General features: G+C 64.4%; 19 protein-coding genes and 1 tRNA gene. 9 read left to right on the top strand and 11 right to left on the bottom strand.

Annotation, left to right across the window (positions count from 1 at the left end; genetic code table 11):
- Positions 1–5: 5 nt before the first annotated feature.
- On the bottom strand, positions 6–197 hold the full coding sequence (locus tag MicroSTF_RS12505) for a hypothetical protein (RefSeq protein ID WP_136024349.1): 192 nt from the start codon (positions 195–197) through the stop codon (positions 6–8).
- Positions 198–361: 164 nt separating this feature from the next.
- Positions 362–1,780, bottom strand: a complete 1,419-nt coding sequence (locus tag MicroSTF_RS12500; protein WP_322956000.1) for an MFS transporter — start codon at positions 1,778–1,780, stop codon at positions 362–364.
- 112 nt (positions 1,781–1,892) lie between these two features.
- Between MicroSTF_RS12500 and MicroSTF_RS12495 the strand changes: the two genes are divergently transcribed.
- Complete coding sequence (locus tag MicroSTF_RS12495) at positions 1,893–2,909, top strand: LacI family DNA-binding transcriptional regulator (protein WP_322955998.1); 1,017 nt, start codon at positions 1,893–1,895, stop codon at positions 2,907–2,909.
- A gap of 3 nt (positions 2,910–2,912) precedes the next feature.
- Here MicroSTF_RS12495 and MicroSTF_RS12490 read toward each other — a convergent pair whose 3' ends face one another.
- Complete coding sequence (locus MicroSTF_RS12490) at positions 2,913–3,845, bottom strand: nucleoside hydrolase (protein WP_322955996.1); 933 nt, start codon at positions 3,843–3,845, stop codon at positions 2,913–2,915.
- A 115-nt stretch (positions 3,846–3,960) separates the two neighbouring features.
- On the opposite strand from MicroSTF_RS12490, the gene MicroSTF_RS12485 reads away from it, so the two are divergent.
- Positions 3,961–4,809: a ribokinase gene (locus MicroSTF_RS12485; protein WP_322955994.1), complete on the top strand. Its 849-nt coding sequence runs from the start codon at positions 3,961–3,963 to the stop codon at positions 4,807–4,809.
- A 214-nt stretch (positions 4,810–5,023) separates the two neighbouring features.
- On the opposite strand, the gene MicroSTF_RS12480 is transcribed toward MicroSTF_RS12485, so the two are convergent.
- The 4 genes from MicroSTF_RS12480 to MicroSTF_RS12465 form a co-directional block, all read right to left on the bottom strand.
- Entirely contained in the window at positions 5,024–6,631 is a 1,608-nt protein-coding gene (locus MicroSTF_RS12480) for a transposase (protein ID WP_322955992.1), read from the bottom strand.
- Between the two features lie 242 nt (positions 6,632–6,873).
- Complete coding sequence (locus MicroSTF_RS12475) at positions 6,874–7,632, bottom strand: hypothetical protein (RefSeq protein WP_322955991.1); 759 nt, start codon at positions 7,630–7,632, stop codon at positions 6,874–6,876.
- Between the two features lie 73 nt (positions 7,633–7,705).
- A complete protein-coding gene (locus MicroSTF_RS12470) occupies positions 7,706–8,047 on the bottom strand; it encodes a hypothetical protein (RefSeq protein WP_322955989.1) in 342 nt (113 codons plus the stop codon).
- Positions 8,040–8,549, bottom strand: coding sequence for an ImmA/IrrE family metallo-endopeptidase (locus MicroSTF_RS12465; protein WP_322955987.1), 510 nt, complete (start codon positions 8,547–8,549; stop codon positions 8,040–8,042). The genes MicroSTF_RS12470 and MicroSTF_RS12465 overlap by 8 nt, the downstream gene beginning before the upstream one ends.
- 228 nt (positions 8,550–8,777) lie before the next feature.
- Here MicroSTF_RS12465 and MicroSTF_RS12460 point away from each other — a divergent pair, with 228 nt between their 5' ends.
- On the top strand, positions 8,778–9,413 hold the full coding sequence (locus MicroSTF_RS12460) for a Pycsar system effector family protein (protein WP_322955985.1): 636 nt from the start codon (positions 8,778–8,780) through the stop codon (positions 9,411–9,413).
- Positions 9,414–9,421: 8 nt separating this feature from the next.
- Entirely contained in the window at positions 9,422–10,150 is a 729-nt protein-coding gene (locus tag MicroSTF_RS12455) for an adenylate/guanylate cyclase domain-containing protein (RefSeq protein WP_322955983.1), read from the top strand.
- Between the two features lie 17 nt (positions 10,151–10,167).
- Here MicroSTF_RS12455 and MicroSTF_RS12450 read toward each other — a convergent pair whose 3' ends face one another.
- Positions 10,168–11,097: a hypothetical protein gene (locus MicroSTF_RS12450; protein WP_322955981.1), complete on the bottom strand. Its 930-nt coding sequence runs from the start codon at positions 11,095–11,097 to the stop codon at positions 10,168–10,170.
- A 330-nt stretch (positions 11,098–11,427) separates the two neighbouring features.
- Here MicroSTF_RS12450 and MicroSTF_RS12445 point away from each other — a divergent pair, with 330 nt between their 5' ends.
- The 5 genes from MicroSTF_RS12445 (at position 11,428) to MicroSTF_RS12425 (ending at position 16,240) form a co-directional block, all read left to right on the top strand.
- The gene (locus tag MicroSTF_RS12445) at positions 11,428–12,105 is read left to right on the top strand and encodes a hypothetical protein (RefSeq protein ID WP_322955979.1); all 678 of its coding nucleotides are present in this window, start codon (positions 11,428–11,430) and stop codon (positions 12,103–12,105) included.
- Between the two features lie 78 nt (positions 12,106–12,183).
- Positions 12,184–13,431, top strand: coding sequence for an exonuclease domain-containing protein (locus MicroSTF_RS12440; RefSeq protein ID WP_322955977.1), 1,248 nt, complete (start codon positions 12,184–12,186; stop codon positions 13,429–13,431).
- Between the two features lie 191 nt (positions 13,432–13,622).
- On the top strand, positions 13,623–14,513 hold the full coding sequence (locus MicroSTF_RS12435) for a hypothetical protein (protein ID WP_322955975.1): 891 nt from the start codon (positions 13,623–13,625) through the stop codon (positions 14,511–14,513).
- A gap of 538 nt (positions 14,514–15,051) precedes the next feature.
- Positions 15,052–15,627, top strand: coding sequence for a hypothetical protein (locus tag MicroSTF_RS12430; protein ID WP_322955973.1), 576 nt, complete (start codon positions 15,052–15,054; stop codon positions 15,625–15,627).
- Between the two features lie 280 nt (positions 15,628–15,907).
- Positions 15,908–16,240 carry a hypothetical protein gene (locus MicroSTF_RS12425; protein WP_322955971.1) on the top strand — a complete coding sequence of 111 codons (333 nt, stop codon included), beginning with the start codon at positions 15,908–15,910 and terminating at the stop codon, positions 16,238–16,240.
- 42 nt (positions 16,241–16,282) lie between these two features.
- Here the strand turns inward: MicroSTF_RS12425 and MicroSTF_RS12420 are convergent, their stop codons facing one another.
- The 3 genes from MicroSTF_RS12420 to MicroSTF_RS12410 form a co-directional block, all read right to left on the bottom strand.
- Positions 16,283–16,624, bottom strand: coding sequence for a hypothetical protein (locus MicroSTF_RS12420; protein ID WP_322955969.1), 342 nt, complete (start codon positions 16,622–16,624; stop codon positions 16,283–16,285).
- Between the two features lie 88 nt (positions 16,625–16,712).
- The gene (locus MicroSTF_RS12415; protein WP_322955967.1) at positions 16,713–17,342 is read right to left on the bottom strand and encodes a hypothetical protein; all 630 of its coding nucleotides are present in this window, start codon (positions 17,340–17,342) and stop codon (positions 16,713–16,715) included.
- 214 nt (positions 17,343–17,556) lie between these two features.
- A tRNA-Leu gene (locus MicroSTF_RS12410) sits at positions 17,557–17,639 on the bottom strand.
- Positions 17,640–17,774 lie beyond the last annotated feature (135 nt).

Genomic DNA, 17,774 nt, shown 5'->3' with positions numbered 1-17,774 from the left:
CCAGACTAACCAGCAGCCTTCGATTTGTCTCCGCCGTGGTGGGCTGGCACATCTTCCCCCGTGGCGGGGTCGAGGGCGGTGGAGGGGGACGCGGGGGAGGCAGCCGAAGCGCACGCGGCGAGCGCGAGCGCCGAGGTGCTGAGCCCGACGGCGGCCAAAGCGAGAGCGAAACGGGGGTCGGGGGTGCGTGAGGTCACAGAACGTCTTCTCTGAGGAGGGTGGACTTCCATCGTCGCCGGGACGGCACGGGGAAGCATCGGCCGAAGGTAGCGGCGGCGTCGTACTACGGACGGATGTTTCCCGAGTGTTCGATAACGAGGACCCCCGCCCGGGGCGGGCGAGGGGCCCTCTGTGACGAGGACTAGCGCGACAGCTCGGCGGTCACGGGCTTGGGGATGAACATCGAGAAGACGAGGGCGCCGACGAGCACCACCGCCCCGGTGATCAGTGCCGCGACGTATCCCGCCGTCGCATCGCCTGCTCCGGAGGCGAACGAGGTCTGCGCCGCGTAGATGACGACGAAGCTCAGTCCCGCCCCGAGGTTGATGGCGCCCGTGTTCAGGCCGGGAAGCGATCCCGGGCGGTCCTTCGGTGACAGCACGACGCCCAGGCCGTTGAGCATGATGTTGCCGATCCCCGCATAGGTGACGCCGACCGCGATGGAGAGGAGGAGCAGGACGAGCCGGGATGAGGTCTCGACATTGGCGACCATGAGCGCGAGCACCGCGACGGTGCCGCCCAGCCCGATCCGCAGCATCGTGCGGTACCCGACGGTGGCGGCGAGCCTGCCGCTGAGCGGTCCCATCAGGAGGCCGGCGAGCGCGTAGGGCATCAGGATCCACAATGAGACCTCCTCGGCACTCATCGCGAGGTTCATCGCCGTGTCCTGCGCGAGGGCGGGGACCACTCCGTTCATGATCGCGAAGATCCCCGACAGGGTGAGCAGCGAGGTGGCGCTGAGCGCCCAGGTGGCTCGTTGCCTGAGCTGGGCCGTCGAGACGAGCGGATCGTCGATCCTGCCCTCGAGCTTCCAGAAAGAGGTGAACGCCACGACGGCGACGACCGCGAGAACGATCACGAGCACCAGGTTCGCCTCGGCGAGCGCGCCCAGTTCGTTGAGAGCGACGAGCATCGACCCCACCGAGATGACCAGCAGCAGTGATCCCCACCAGTCCATACGCGGACGGTCGTCGGCCATCGTCTCCGGGGCGAGGAATCGCACGGTGAGCGCAGCGATGATCGCCACACCCGCCATCGTCCAGAAGATGGAGGCGAAGCCGTGGTTCGTCGCCAGATATCCGCCGAGCAGAGCATCTCCACCGGCGATCCCTCCGTTGACCGCCGTGACGACACCGAGGAGGGTCCCGTACGCCTTCGGATCCTTGACGGCCGCCCGCAGCATGATGAGGCAGAGCGGCACGACCGGCCCCGAGACGCCTTGGATGAGGCGACCGATGAAGAGCATCGGGACGTTGGTGGCCAGTGCCGCGACGACGCAGCCGATCGCCATCACCACGAGCATTCCGACCAGGACGCGTCGGCGCCCGATCAGGTCACCCAGGCGGGGGAGGAACAGGGTGAACAGCGCGGCGGCCGTGAAGAAGACGGTCTGCGTCGCGGCGATCTCGGTCGACGTCGCATCGAGCTCGCGCTCCATCGTCACCAGCGCGGGGCTCAGCATGCTGGCGTTGAGCTGGAAGGCCAGGCACGCGGCGAGGAGGGCGATCATCAGCGACACCACGCTGGTCCGGGTGCGAACCGCATCTACTTGATTGGTCATTGCTCACTTCTTCGTGTCGAATCGTTGGCTGTTCGCGTGCGTAATCCTTTACGCACGCCCTATCTTGGACTGATGGTGTCGACGGCGGCACCGGTCAGGGTGGGAAGTCGTGGTGAAGAAGGCGTCCGTCACGCTGCACGAGGTGGCAGCCGCCGCCGGTGTGTCCATCGCGACCGTCTCGCGAGCCCTCAACGGCAAGGACCGGGTGTCCGGTCGCACCGCGGAGCATGTGGCCGAGGTGGCCGAGCGACTCGGCTATCGGGTCAACCTCATCGGCCGCGGCCTGCGCGCCGGCACCGGCGCCACCATCGGGGTCGTGGTCCCGGTCATCAGCAACCCCTTCTACGGTGAACTCATCCACCGCCTCGAGGACCATCTGCAGCGCCGCGGCTTCGACCTCGTGATCGCGGACTCCCATGGCGAGGTCAACCGCGAACGCGACCGCCTCCGCATGTTGGTCGAGCGTCGCGTCGAGGGCATCTTCGTGGTCCCCTCCGACGCCGAGCTCTCGTTCGACGCCGTCGCTGACACCGCGCGAAGGGTTCCGCTCGTGCAGCTCGACCGTCGCGTGCTCGATCTTCCTGCCGACTTCGTGGGTGTCGACAACGACGCCGGCATCGATCTCGCCGTCGAGCACGTCACCTCCCGGGGTGCACACCGTGTGGTGCTCGTCTCGGGCAACGACGTCACCTCCGTGGGCCGTGAACGACGAGCGGCGTTCGAGGCCACGGTGCGCAGCCGATCGATGCCCCGCGAACAGAACATCTTCGGCGAGTACCTGCTCGCCTTCGGCGAGAGGGCTGCAGAGGAGCTGCTGGCGCGCGGCCCGCTTCCCGATGCGATCATCGCCGGGGACGACCTCGTCGCAGCCGGGGCCATCGCGGCGCTGAAGCGCGCCGGAAAGAGCGTGCCCTCCGATGTGCAGGTCACCGGCTTCGACGGCACGATGCTCGCCGACGTATGCGAACCGCGGTTGACGACCGTGGTGCAGCCGTTCGACGAGCTCGCCCGGGAGGCGACCGAGGCGCTGGTGCGTCGAATGGACGATCCCGAGGCCCCGTACGTGCTCAGCCGCCTCGCGCCGAGTCTGCGTGTGGCCGAGTCGACGACGCTCGTCGCGCCGCGCTGAACGTCAGGCCAGTGCCGCGACAGCATCCGTCACCAGGTTCCAGAACTTCGGCACGTCGAGGGTGATCGCGACGTCGGTGTTCGGCTCCTTGCCCAGCATGTCGTGCAGATCGACGCAGGTCGCGCCCGCCGTGAACTCACCCGTGGTCTCGATGTCGACGTGGCAGCGCTGGATCGATGCGACGGCGCGGTCGATCGCGATCGCCACGGTGATGGGATCGTGCAGAGGGCCTTCGGGCATTCCCTCCGCCTTCTCGTAGGTGCTGCAGAAGAAGCGCAGCAGCTCCACGCCGAAGGCCGCTGTCTCGTTGCCGACCGCACCGATCCGCCGGATCACCTCTTCGGTGATCAGCGCCTGATGGGAGATGTTGAGCCCGACCATCGTCAGCGGCAGCCCGGAGGCGAACACGACCGCTGCGGCTTCCGGGTCGGCCCAGGCGTTGAACTCCGGGTACGCGCCGACGTTGCCGCGGCCGGTCGAGCCGCCCATCCAGATGATCTCCTTGATCTGGGGCGCGACCTCCGGGTGCTGCTGCAGCAGGAGCGCGATGTTGGTGAGGGGGCCGGTGGGGATCAGTGTGATCGGCTCCGGCGAGGCGGCGAGGGTGTCGGCGAGGAACTCGACCGCGTGACGGGGGTCCAGCGGCACCGTGGGCTCGGGCAGGACGGGCCCACCCAGGGCGTTCTCCCCATGGATCCACGCTCCCGGGGTGAGCTCACGGGTGAGCGGCTTGTCGGCACCCGCGGCGACCGGCACGTTCTCGACCCCGGCCACGGTGAGGGCGATCCGCGCGTTCCGGGTCGTGTGCTCGAGGTAGCCGTTGCCGCCGACAGTGGTCACCCCGCGTAGGTCGATGGCGTCGTTTCCGGCTGCGAGCCAGATCGCGAAGACGTCATCGTGGCCCGGATCGCAGTCGAGAAGGACGGGAGTGGTCATGGTGCTCCTTTGCAGATGTGCGTGCGTAAACGTTTACACTTTCTCACGGGAACGTCAAGTCGACCACGATGCCGACGTTCCCCGATACCGCCTCCTCGATCCGAAAGCTGCCGCCATGGTCACTCCCGCTCTTCCGTCTCTCGTCGTCGTCGGCAGTGCGAACGTCGACGTCACCGCGTTCGTCGATCGCCTCCCCACCGCAGGTGAGACCGTGGCGGGAGGACGACTCTCCCGCGATCTGGGCGGGAAGGGCGCGAATCAGGCCGTCGCCGCCGCGAAGCTCGGGGGACGGGTGCGCATGGTCGGCGCCGTCGGCGATGACGCCGACGGGACCTGGACGCGAGAGGAGATGATCCGGGCCGGAGTGGACGTCGCCGATCTGCGGACCGTGGACGGACCTACCGGAACGGCCCTGATCGTGGTGGATTCCGACGCCGAGAACCAGATCGCGGTCTGCCCGGGAGCGAACGACCACGTGGCCCTCGACGGGGTGACCTTCCGAGAAGACGAGGCGGTGCTCATGCAGTTGGAGATCGCACTCGCCGTCGTCGAAGCGGTGGCCGCCATCGCCACCGGTTTCGTCGCGGTCAACGCCGCCCCCGCCCAGCCGTTGCCCGAGGCCCTGCTGCGTCGCGTTGACCTGTTCATCGTGAACGAGACCGAACGCGAGCTCATGCCCGAGCTCGCCGATGCCGAGCTCGTCGCCGTGACCTATGGGGCGGCCGGCGCGGCACTGTATCGCCGGGGCGAGGAGATCGCACGGGCCGACGGCGTCCGTGCGGAGGCCGTGAACACCGTCGGCGCGGGCGATGCGTTCTGTGCGGCTCTCGTGCTCGCGCTTCGCGCCGGACATTCGCCGGCCGACGCGCTCGCAGCCGCCTGTGCGGTCGGATCCGCGGCCGTGTCGCACCTCTCGTCGCAGCCGCCGCTCGCGCACCTGAACCGGTATCTGCCCGTGCGGTGAGGGGGCTGACCGCACCTCCGGCGCCGGCCCCGTGGGCGCGGCGTCCACGGACCTGATCCAAAAGAGAAGGCCCGGCTTCCTCAACGGAACCGGGCCATTCTCGCACTCGGATCGGATCAACTTCCGATACGCACATACTGTGGGGGGGTTCATGAAATCTCCGATCCCAGTCGGGAGTAGGGCTCGCAGAAGGGGGTTTCCAGCGCTTTCCACGCTAACTTCCCCGATTTTCCACGAGTCCCCGGAAACCCTTGAGTTTCCGCGGATCTGAACTTGCCTGCACGCGCCCTCGAAGAGCACGCTTCCGCCTGCGAGGAAGACCCTCGGATCGGTGGCTTCCTGCTTCATCCGAGACGGCTCCAGCAAGCCGGAGTCTCACGTCTCGTCCACAGGCATAGACCGCGGGCCCCGCGGCAAGAATGTTGGTTGCCGCATTGTAATCGCGGTCCAGGGTGACGCCACAGACGCATGTCCAGCTGCGGACGTTTAGCGGCTTCTTGCCGCCGTTCTCACCGCATGCCGAGCAGATCTGAGTCGAGGCGAAGAACCTTGGTGCCCTGAGGAGGCCGACGCCCTTGCGGGTGCACGCCTCCTCGAGGAACCTGAGGAGCTGCCCCCAGCCGGCATCGTTGATGCTCTTGGCCATGTTCGTGCGTGCCATCCCCGCGATGTTCAGTGTCTCGATGACGACCGTTTGGTTCTCACGGCTGAGCTTCGAGGCGAGCTGACGGGCATGGTTTTCACGAAGGTTCGCTACGCGTCGATGAGCTCGGGCTCGGGCCCGCTTCGCCTTCGCGTAGTTGTTGCTCCCGGGGGTTTTCCGGGAGAGGTTCTTGTCCGTCCGCCTCAGGCGATCCTCGGCCTGACGGTAGTGACGGGGGTTGGCAATCTTCTCGCGCTTGCCGTCGGAGTAGGCGATGGCGGCGTAGTCATTGAGGCCGACGTCGATTCCGGCGGCGCGTGACGCACGAGTGGGCTGCTTCGAGCTTGCGACCGGCACGCGAACGACGAACGATACCCGGAACGCGCCGTCCGGGTCCTCACGCACAGTCACGGCGCTGGGATATCCGGGCAAGGGCCGGTGCCAGTTGACCTGAATGTCCTGGTTGATATTCGCAAGGTGCAGGCGACCGCCACCCTGCCCGGTGTTCTGCCATCCACCACGGATGGTGAAGGAGTCCTCAGCGAACCGAGCGGACTTGCGGGCAGTACGGAGTGTCTTGAACTTCGGGTGTCCGACTCTGCGGCCTTTGATCCTGCCTGCGGCGGAGTCGAAGTAGCGCTGGTAGGCGTCCGCGGCATCGTGAACAGCGGCTGCCAGCGCCGTGTAGGACACCTCGGCGAGCCACGCGTTGTCCGGATTACGTCGAGCCTCGGTAACGAGCGTCTTCGCCGCGTCGTAGCTGGACGGGTGTTTCGCACCAGTGGCGTACCGCTCACGGGCGAGAGCAATATACGAGTTGTACACGAAGCGGCACGATCCGAAGACGCGGCGGAGGTCGCTCACAGTGTTGGGCTCCGGATAGATCCGGTAGCTGAAGCGCTTGATCTGAACCGCGCCCTCAGATTCTGCCCGCCGCTCCGCCTTGACCTCGGCCCGACGGATCGCTCCGGCCTCGCGGCAGGGTGCGCACCGGCAGCTCCATTTGTTGTATCCGCGCGTGGTTCCGTGCTCCTCCGGCGGCATCTGCTCCAGGTCGCGTTTGACGCGTTGTCCTCGGGCTCGGGTCTTCGACGACGTCCTCGCCACCTTGTTGCACTGCCTGCAGCGACAGTTCCAGAACGTGTATCCACTCGGCGTCCCGTGTGCGGACTCGGGCATGCCCGCAGCTAGCCGTTTCGCTCGGCGCGCAGCGGCCGCCGCGGTGTTCGCGGCTCTGCATTCGGCGCACGCAGGGCGGCAGTGAGCGTAGGCACGCGTGGTGCCATGCTCATAACCAGCGGGCAGTTCGGGGTGGGTCACAACCCCTACATGCGCGGTCTCCTCGAACATGTCGACCATGTACCCGGCCGAAGTTGCGTCCTCGCGTCCGGTACAACCCGGTCGCCTAGCCTCGAGCAGGTCTAGAGTACGGGCGGTAACGCCTCGACGTGGTCAATCTCGTCGACGTATTCGAGGAAGTCGCGGCCTTTCGGGCTCGTGAACGCGTCGAGGTAGCTTTCATCAGAGAACGGATGGTCCGGATCAAAGTCCTCGGCCATCAGACCCGCCTGCTCCATATCGTCGATTGCTTGCCTGACAGGCGCTCCCCAGAGCGTCTGATCTTCGCCGAAGATGTCGCGGAAGGGCGACAGAGGCGACCCCGAACCGAACTCCTCGCTCGCCCATTTCTCCCCGTGGCCGTGGGCTTCGAGCCAGTCCCGAGGGTTCATGAAGTACTGCAGAAGAAACACGTGGAGCTCGTCGAGGTTGACCGCGAGCCGCGCAAACTGTTGCCGCTGACTGACCGAGAAACGCGACCAGTCGCCTGATTGAGCGGCCGCTGCGGCAAGCCGGCGCTGGCGGGAGGCGGCGGCCGATTCGAGGGCCTCTCGCTGCATCTTTCGGAACCCAGCAAGGAACTCCTGCGACTCGAGCAGGTCCTGCATGGTCACCTGTCGAGGGGCGTGGCCAGCCGCATTCAGCGCATCCAGACGCCGCGCGACGGTCATGTTGTACTCATGCTGAGCGGCGAACGCCCGCTTTGCCTCCGCGTGCCTCCAGCCATCCGCGATAGCTGGTCCCAGGACAGGTACCATCGCAGCCAGCCCTATCTGAAACACGCTGGTGGCATCAGCCGCGTCCGAATCATGCGAAGGAACCTGCTCAACGAAGGTGGTCACACCTCATGATCCCATCCGGCTGATGCTGCACCGGAGCAACCTCTGCGAGAACGGCCGCGCGTCTTGCTCGGTTTCAGTCGACCTCGGGCGGCGCAGCCGCGGGAGCGCCCTTCTCAATGAACAGCCCCCGGGCGAGGAAACCGATCAAGACAAACGACTGAACCGCAAGCGCGGCGATGAACGCAACGAGAACCGGGGTAGCGAGGGTCAACTGCTTGATTCCGACGAGCGTGACGATGACGGTAACGATGAGCAGTGACGCGCCAACGATGCAGAGAACGAAGTTGAAGAGGTTGACGCGGTGATCATTCGCGATCTTCAGCTTCCGCGCCAACTCCGCGGTCAACGTCACCGCGTCCGCATCCGCGCTTTTCTCTTCGGTGAGCTTCGTCGCAGGGGTCGTAGGGTCAGGCATGCGCGAGTTCGTCCGGGTGAACCTCGAGCCGCGCGATGCGCTTGTCGATGGCGTCGACGGACACTCCGAATGTACGCGCGAGCTGACCGGTCGTGTACCCCAGGTTGCGCAGTCGGCGCAGCTCATCGGCGGGGATGAGGAGCGAACCGGCGAACTCGTCGGCGAAGAACTCGTGGAGGTCGTACTTGGCGCCGCGCGCGTCAGTGAAAGAGTATTCCGGGTCGTCAGCGAGCTGCTTGCGTTCGACAACGTGCCCGAGCTCGTGTGCCCAGGTGAATCGACGACGGGCGGAACTGTGGCGAGAGTTCAGCGCGATACGGGGCCCGGAGCCCGGAGTCTTCGACACCATCCCGGAGAGCGTCCCGCCGAGGTCGGCCTCATACTTCGACGCGTTCAACGACTCCGAGATCTCAGAGAGGCGAATGGGCAGATGACCGTCCCAGTGACGACGCAGAAGGTCTGCGGCTGCACGGCGTGCTGCTTCGTACACCATCTCGGGCATGTGCCTCCCCCTTTCCGCCAGGTGTTGCGACGCATCCCCTATGCGTCATCTTCAGCGTAACCCTATCCATGTACACGGCGGCTGAATGACCGCGAACCTCCGAGTCTGCGTAGCTGCCTGGAGCGGTCTTGAAGGACCTCCTGCGTGACGGTCGGTTCAGCCCCGTGGCGACGACCGCAGTTACCCCTCATCCGACCGCGGTTCCCGCGTACCCGATACCCTGGCCGCGTGCGCAACCTCCTCGATATGTTCAGACGCCGGCAGACGAGACAGCGCGAGCTGCGCGAGGAGCTGTCCGCGACTGGTCCAGAGGATCCCGTGGACGTGGCGCCCGACCCCAACCCGGATCACGCATGGAAGGCGCTGGCGCTCGTGAACGAGTGGATACGTCACGCCGACACGAAGGCTGCTGTGACCCTCGCCTTCACGGGTGTGCTCGCCACGATGACGTTCAATCTCGTGAAGGATTTCCAGTCCCGTTCGTTGCTCTTCGACGTGTTGGTTGTGCTTGCCTGCGCGCTTGTCGTGGCCACCGGAGCTCTGTGCGGCCTCACACTCGTCCCTCGTTTCACGGACAAGGACAAGGATGAGGACTCGAACGTCGAGGAAGTCGTCGTGAATCGACTGTTCTATGCCAGCATCAGCAGTGGCTTCAAGGGACAACGACGCCAGTACAGCGACGTTATGCACACGCTCACTGCGGATCCGGTGGAACTGACTCGGGACCTCTCCGACCAGATACACACGAACGCACAGATCGCCACCGTCAAGAACCGGTGGGTGAGATGGGCAATCCGATCCGCCCTCTCCACCGGTGCGGCAGTATCGGTCATCGCCATCATTATCGGTATCAGCAACGTATAGGAGGCATCGTGGACGGCAATTTCAAGCCCTTCGACTACGTGGCAAGTTCGAACCGGATCGCATCGATCCTCAACCAGCCGTCCGGTTCGTTCGAGGAGGTCGATACGCTTCCAGACCGCGACAAGCTCACCTTCACCAATGGTTTCTACGGCACGAGCTCAGCGATCTTCATCGACATCCGCGGCTCGTCGGCCTTGACCACCAAGTACAAGCGGCCCACGCTCGCGAAGATCTACCGAGCGTTTATCTCAGAGATGGTCGCGGTGCTGAACGCCGTACCGTTCGTCCGCGAGGTCAACATCGTAGGCGACTGCGTCTGGGGCGTGTACAACACCCGAACCAAGACGGACGTCGCCGACGTTTTCGCCCTCGCGTGCACCGCGCGAACGTTGTTGCACCTCCTCAACCACCACTACGCGAAGAAGGGGATCGATCCTCTGGAAGTCGGGATCGGTGTCGATGATGGACGCGCCCTGATGATCAAAGCGGGGTTTAGCGGCAGCGGGATCAACGACGTCGTCTACATGGGAGACGTCGTCAACAGTGCCGCTCACCTCGCTCACGAGGCCGGGCGTGGCTTTAACTTCCCGATCTACGTCGGGGGCGACATCTACCAGAATCTTCCGGATAGCGACGCATCATTGTTGAGATCGATGTGGCTCAACGGTCATGGCACCGTGTACGCGGGCGACGTCATCATCACCGAGATGAACGAGTGGGTGGAGTCACTCGGCTAGTTGGGCGGCTACGACGATCACCGTCGGAGTCCGATGCGGTGGGCGTCCCGCAGCTTCTTCCTCTTCTCACGCACTCGCTTGAGGCCACCAGCAAGCTGGGCCGCCTGTCGGGACTTCTCGGCAACCGCCTTCGCATCCTCGCGTGATGTCTCCCCAGCGAGGATGGCGTTGCAGAAGTCCGCGCCGCACTTTTCGCACCAGACGGACCGGAGGAGTCGGCCGTCGCGGGCGTCATCGGGAACGTTCTCGATGCTGACGTTGTGCCAGAGCTCAGCGACCGCCCCGGGCTCGCCACCGCTGTGCCCGCATGAGGCGGTCAGGAAGTCGTTGTCTTCGATCTCATCCCACACGTCACCCGTGACGATCAGTTCACCGGCGTTGGCGGTCTGCGCGGCCTTCACGGCGTAGTTGACGGGCTTCCCCGACCAGATCGGCTCCTGCTCCGCGGGGTTCCGTGGCGTTCCGATGCGCTTGGCCAAGACGCGCCCACTCGCAACACCTACCTTGTAGCCGGTGGCCGGCGCACCTTTCCACTTGTCCGCGATCTTGTTCGTCAGGTACTCGCTGAAGGTCTGCACGGTGATGGCTGCGCAGATCGCCCTCTCGTATCGGTTTTCACCCCAGAACAGCCCGAACGCCCCGTCGCCTTGAATCTGGATGAAGTCGGCCTCGAAGTCGTGCAGTACACGGACAGCGTTGTCCGTTGACGCCTCGTAGATGCTGGCCGTCGACGCCGCATGCTTGCCGGTGCTCATCTTGGAGGAGCCTTTGAGGTCGACGGCGACGGCGACGACGTCGTCCAGGCGGTGCCATTCACGCTTGTTGATCGGGAGCTTGTCGACGTCGAAAGCGTCCGGGCTCTTCACAACCACGTCGGGAGTCGAGCTCAGCTCCTCGTCGATATCGTCGTGGATCTTCTCGAGTAGCGCGTGCAGGTCAACAGACAATGTTCCTCCCCAGGAAACTCGTGTGGCTGGTCGAGCAGTCAGGACCCTCAGACTATGGGGAGGCACCGACATCGGCGTTTGCTCGACCGTCACGCAGCTTGAGGGGCGTGACGGCAATGGCAGTCGTGGCCGCGAAGCCATCCACCCCTTGAGTCGACGCGTTCCGAGTCCGCGGGAAAAAGAAGTGGGGCGTCTCGATGATCGAGACGCCCCAAAATCTGGTAATTACCCTAGCGCGCCGACCGAGAGGATCTCTCTGCCTCGTCTAGAGCGTACGCATACATAATAGGCTCTTCTACCGTGCCTGTGTCAAGTTCTCCCGCTGGTGGGATGGTCCATGTCGATCCTGCTTCTCTGTCCGGTCTTCCGTCCATGATTGGCCAGGATCGGTTTCAGAAGTACCTCGACAAGTGCCACGGAGATCGGGGGCGAGCCCTTCGACTGTACAGCTGGAACGTCGAAGCGAGCGCGGCGTTCCTCGGAGCCTTCGCAGCGCTCGAGGTCGGGTTGAGGAACGCCCTCCATCGCGAGCTCTCAGCCCAGGCATCCAGCCCTTCGTGGTGGCGCCATCTTCAGTTCACTGGAGGGGACGACGACCTCATTGAAAAGGCTCTGGCTGAAATAGAGAAGCGAAAGCGGAACGTCTGGACTCCAGGGCACGTCGTCGCAGAACTGCGCTTCGCGTTCTGGGTGGGACTACTCGCGAACAGGAACCATGCGCGTTTCTGGGAGGCGGGTCTCGACAATGCGTTCCCGCACTACCCCACAACTAGGCGACGAGATTATCTGCACGAGTCTTTCGAACGATTGAGGCTGCTGCGCAACCGAGCCGCACACCACGAGCCCATCCACGCCAGAGATCTCATGGTCGACCATGAGCTGATGTGCGAACTCGCCGGATACATCGATCCGGACCTTCAGATGTGGATCAAGACTCACACGAGGCTGCCGACCGTGGTCGCGGGCCGCAACCTGACTCTGACAGCTGCGCGCATCACGCGATTCTGACAGCTGCGCGGAAGATCGAGCGACAGACCTCGATCCAAACGGTGCGACGGATGCCTCGCGAATCGATAGCCTCACCTCATGACCACCCTCGTCCCATCAGCGGGCTTAGATTTCACAGCCGTAGATTTTGAGACGGCCAATCGCTCACGCGCGTCGGTGTGCGCTGTCGGTGCGGTTCGAGTTCGTGACGGCGTCATCGTCGATGAGTTTCATACGTTGGTGTCACCTCCGGATGGGTACGACGAGTTCGAAGAGGGCAACGTCGGCGTTCACGGGATCACCGCCGAGGATGTGGCTGGTGCTCCCGGGTGGGACATCGTCTATCCGCAACTGATGCGCTTCATCGACGGCGACCTCCTCGTAGGTCACAACGCCCGCTTTGATGTGTCTGTGTTGTTGAACGCGACGGGCGTCTGCGACCTGCCCTGGCCAGAGCTGAACACCCTGTGCACTTTGCAGCTCGCGCGGGCCGCCCTCCGCATCCCGTCCTATTCGCTTCCGTGGGTGGCGAACCATCTCAGGCTCGGGGACTTCGATCACCATGACCCGCTCGCCGATGCACGGATGACGGCCCGCGTGCTCCACGCGCTCGCTCAGCTTCACCGCAGCAGCACCGTATCTGCGCTCGTGGACGTGCTCAGCGTGCCACTTGCTCCCACCTTCGTCGACGAGCTCGATGCCGTCGCATCGGAACTGGACTCTTCGCCCGACCCGCTCATCGCGACCGGTTTCTCCGACCAAGCGGTGTGTTTCACGGGGGCCCTGCGCATCATGATCCGAGACGAAGCTCGACGCCTCGTCGTGGAACATGGGGGTCTGGCGCAGTCTGGCGTGAACAAGAAGACGACGGTACTCGTCACCGGCGACTTCGACGCCCGCACGTTCCGTCCCGGCGCGAACTTCTCCGCGAAGCTGCAGAAGGCGTTCGACCTGGTCGATGACGGTCAAGCATTGGAGATCATCACCGAGGAAGATTTCATCGCGCGACTCTCACTCAGCGAGGAAGCCCTCCGCAACCGGATCTCCCGTGCCGGCATGTCCCGACGGAAGCTCCCCGATTGGGTCACCGCACAATCAGGAAGCGGACCGGGCGAGGACTACTGGGAGTGGTTCAACGCCGCTCTCGCGCACCCGAGCGGTCGAGCGGTCGGCGGTGAAGCATGCATCTGGTGCGAGGCACCAGTCGGTCGGAGCATCCATTGGGTGCACCGGGACCGTCACGTATGCGGAGTCCACTGCAACGAGAGACTCAAACGCGCAGCTGCCCGCATGTGGGACCGCGAGGGCTTCCGTCGCCCGCCGATGGACGCGGCATGGTTGCAGTGACCGTCGACTCCGAGGCACCCGAAAGCTCCGGGGTGAGGGTCATCGCGTGCGACGAGTCGGCATCCGAAGGCGAGAACCTCATGATGAGCACCCACCCGGTTTTCGTCCACGGGAGTGTCAACCTGTCCCTCGAGGAGGCAACGGAGCTTCGCGACGAGATGCGTGTCGCAATGCGAGCGCAGGCTCCGGAAATGAAGTCCAAGACCGCGCTCGCGCCGCGGAACCGGGGCGCATTGTTGGACGCGATGAGAGCAATTGAGAACAAGGCGAACATCTACTTCGTGGAGAAGTCGTACTTCATCGTCGGGAAGCTCATCGACCTGCTCATCGCGGAAATGGATACCGATGACGACATCGATGTGGCAGGCTCCGGACTCGGACGACGCCTCGCCGAGCACCTGCACGACGCTGGTCCCGCGGCCGTGGGCGTGGAGCAGTGGGACGCACTACTCAGCACTTACAACGCGGTGATCCGCTCCTACATTCGGGAAGATGACGATCCACCCACGATCCAGCCGTTCCTCGCTGCGCTCAGGGCTGCCCGCGTCGCCTGCACCGATCCGACTGTTCGGAACATCCTCGACGGCCTGTGGGCCGCCCGGTACCTGGCGCTGGAGTATGAAGGTGCGAGTCCGGTGGATCTCCGCGTGCTGGATCCGATGGCGCCCTCCCTCGCCTCAGTGTCGATGACCTGGCACCTTCGGCTGAGGGGAGAACCGTTCACCTTCCTCGTCGACAACTACAGCCTCCTGACGGAGGATGTTCGCGACGCCGTCGTTCGGGCATCCCGCGTTCCGTTGACGGTCGGCTCGGTCGAGCTACCCCGCGCCGACCTACGAGGAATTCAGATGATCGACTCTCGACTGGATACGCGCGTTCAGATCGCTGACGTCGTCGCGGGCGTCGGACGGGAGGTTGCCCGCCTCGCGATGAGCGGAGTGTTCGACGACGAGCTTCAGGAGGCGACGCACGAGATGTTGGACTTCAACGTGATGTGCTCGTCAGGGTCGCCGTTGAACGAGCTCACCAACCGCAAGCCGCTCCGCTACTTTGACTCGTGGATGGCAGACCACCGCCCGTAGCCTGCCCGGAAGGAGCCTTGTCCCCATCGGGCGAGACTTGCGACCAGGGATGGACTTGCTCCTCGTTATCGCCGCTACGAGGGGGCTGCGCCTAAGGAGTTGCCAGGCGAGCGTCACCGGTTACACCTGGTGGCGAACGCGCCGATAGTAGAGAAGGCTCGCCGTGGTGTGAGACAGCATGGCAGCTGCTGTGAGCAGCAACAGCATTCCGGCGCCCGCAAGCAGCGCCCCCCTGCAGCAGGTGCGACCCGCGTGTGGGCTCGGCCGGGATCATCTGGAAATACAGGGAGTACTCGAGCCACGAGAAGATCCATGTTGTCGTTGCGGCGGCCACGAACAGAAGCCCCCACACGAGGAACCCCGAATGGTATCGCGTCATCGTTTCTTGAACCATGTGCGCTCTATGCGAGAGGTGTTGTAGGCGCCGAAGAGACGGCGCCGGCGCGCACCCGTTCAGTCCGTCACTCCCTCGAACGTCCCGATCACGGAGCGCACCGTCCACACTGCCGTCGCTACTGCGACCGCCCCGATACTGCGCGTGGTCGAACGCGAGTCACAAGCTGTGCGGACCGCCCCCGCCGCACAGCAGCCCAAGCGGCTCGGGGCTCGGCTCACAGTGAACATCATCACCCTGCTGCTCTCGACTGCGGCCGTTGTTGTTGCGGGAGCGTCTCTGGCATTGGCGATTGACACGAGTGCGAGGGATTATCTGGCGGCAACCTTCACAGCTCCGATGGGCCCATCCGTGCGCATTGATGACGGCATTCGCAGCATCACTCCGTCCACCGTCGTAGACACGGTCATAACGAACACCGGACGTCTCCCCCTCACCATCGTCAACGTCTGGAACGGGAACAGCGAGGGCGACCATTTCGCGTGGACCCGCGTCGAGGACAACACACAGACGGATATCGACACCGGTGTCGAGCTCGACGTGGGCCAGGCCATAGCCGTGCGTGTGTATTCACCGGGGACGGTGACACGGTGGCCACCTATGGTGTTGACGAGCGACGGAGCTACGCGCCAACTTCACGATGAGGACACACCAGCTGAGGCTACGGCCGCAGTCGAAGCTGCGTATGCAGCCCTTCCCGACTGCTCCGAGTTCTTGTGAACCGGTGGGCCCGACCCGCCCCTGGCACTGGGGGCGTCGCCCGAAACGCCTCGATCCTCGCGCCGACGCCGATGCGCACCTCGTCACTGACACGACGAGTAGCCCAGGAGTCACTCGGCTGGATACGCCTCGTCGAGAGGAAGCTACGCGGACGCAACTGGTGACGACGTGGGGAAGACCACCTGAACGTATGGCATCGCATCCGTCGAAGGGCCCCGCTCCTCACGCTCCCAACAACTAGTTTGAGTCGTATCCAGGTTCATCGACGATGAGGAAACACATGCAACTGCCCAACCATGATGACATCATCCACGCAATCGAACATCGCCGCGAAGTCCGCGTTCGGTTCCATTCCAAAGAAGACGGCGGCGTAGCACTCACCCGAGACTGCGCACCGATGGACTACGCAGCGAGCCGTAGGGCTCACGACCAGACGCCGAGATACCACTTCTGGGATTTCGACAGTGACAGCGGCAAGCCTCACGTTCTGTCGCTGCCCGCGACACAGATCCACAGCGTCGAGGTGCTCGACTCCGTGTTCGACCCGGAGGCTTTCGTCACCTGGCCGACATCGTGGGCTGTTCCGCGCACGACGTGGGGCACTGTCAACTAGACGACACGTGCAGCACGCAGTCTGCGACAACTGCCCCGAGGGTCAGGCATAGTGCGTGGACATCATGGCACTCCCATCCCAGGGGACAGCGACCTCGAACGAGGTCGGCAGCACGCAGAGGTCGACACCGGTGCTCGTCACTTTGCGGCGGAACGGGCCCCCAACGAACGCGTCCGGGATGGGCAAGTTCATCTGGTGTGCCCATCCAACCGTCGCGGTGACGCGCGAAGCGATTGCTCGAATCAGCGCGGTCTTCGGCGTGATGGCGACAACTTGGTAGAAGCGGATGTTCGTCTGCTCCCATCCTCCGGACGAGACCAGGATGTCCCCAATGGCGAAATTCTCGGCGGCGAGCGGCTGGACGGTAGGGGCTTCTGCGGTCACGATGGTCCTGACTGTGAGGGGATGGCGTTGGCCCCTCTATGCGCGACGTCGTCGAGGACGACACCGACACGCACCCGCATGTGCGGGCTCAGGTGGTGGGCGTCGCTGATCCCGGCTCAAGGATGAAGCCATGTGTGTGCGGCTGACCTCCAGCACGAAGGTGACGCGCGATCTCGGCTGCTGTTGCCTCAGACCGTGTTTTCATCGCGTCGAAGGCTTCTTGCCATCCGCGGTTCGTCGGGTCCATGAGGTATAGAACTGTCGCTTGACCGTTGATGTCGACCCGCCAGTCCGGTTCCACCGGATCGAACGCGTCGACCACGACCGTGTCAGGGAGGCCGGCTCGTGCGAACTGTCCGAAGGAGGGATCCAGCAGGAACCCCGGATCGGAGCCGGCGTGCACGGCGATGAGGTGACCCGCACGCTGGAATTCGCTGCCATCCGGTGCCGCAGCGACGACCTCCACCCCGCTACTGGCGCCGCCGTGCGATGCCACGAAGTCTTGTGCCATGCGTCCGGTGACCACCGTGCGCTCGGGCCTTCGCAGCTCCTGCCCGACCAAAGACACGGCACGAGGTTCGAGCTCGAACCCGAATTGCTCGGCGAGAGCGACCAACAGTGCCACTGCCTCAACGCAGCGAGGCTGATTTCCAACGGCGGCCGCCACGGCTTGAACCAGGCGGCCGAGAGCCTGATGAGTGTCGCGTGCGGTCGTCAAGGTCTCCCCCCCTCGTCTCGTAGGCGTTCGCCTACCTTGCGTAGCCCCTCAAGGGGCTATTGGTCGTGGACCGAAACTGCGGCGAGCGCGGATCGGACGTCCAATGTGAGGCTCGTGAGCAAAAAGAAGCGGCGGCCGCCTCGATTTTCATCGAAGCTGACCGCCGCACTCGCATTTCATGAACTGATTCACGGAATTTCGTGAACCAGCCCTGTGCGCGAGGGGGGACTTGAACCCCCACGTCCTTACGGACACTGGCACCTGAAGCCAGCGCGTCTACCATTCCGCCACTCGCGCGTGTGTCTCGTTCCGAAGAACTCAACTTCCCAAAGATATCATGCGTTTTCGGCCTCGTTGCACATGTCTGGAGGGTCATCGGCGGCGTTCCCCCAGGACACCTGGCTACGATGTGTCTACCAGTCGGCATGCCAG

Origin of the sequence: Microbacterium sp. STF-2 (genome assembly GCF_034650155.1) — a bacterium.
Taxonomy (GTDB): Bacteria; Actinomycetota; Actinomycetes; order Actinomycetales; family Microbacteriaceae; genus Microbacterium; species Microbacterium maritypicum_A.
The sequence above is the reverse complement of the archived record's forward strand: the minus strand, read 5'-3'. Positions and strand labels throughout refer to the sequence as shown.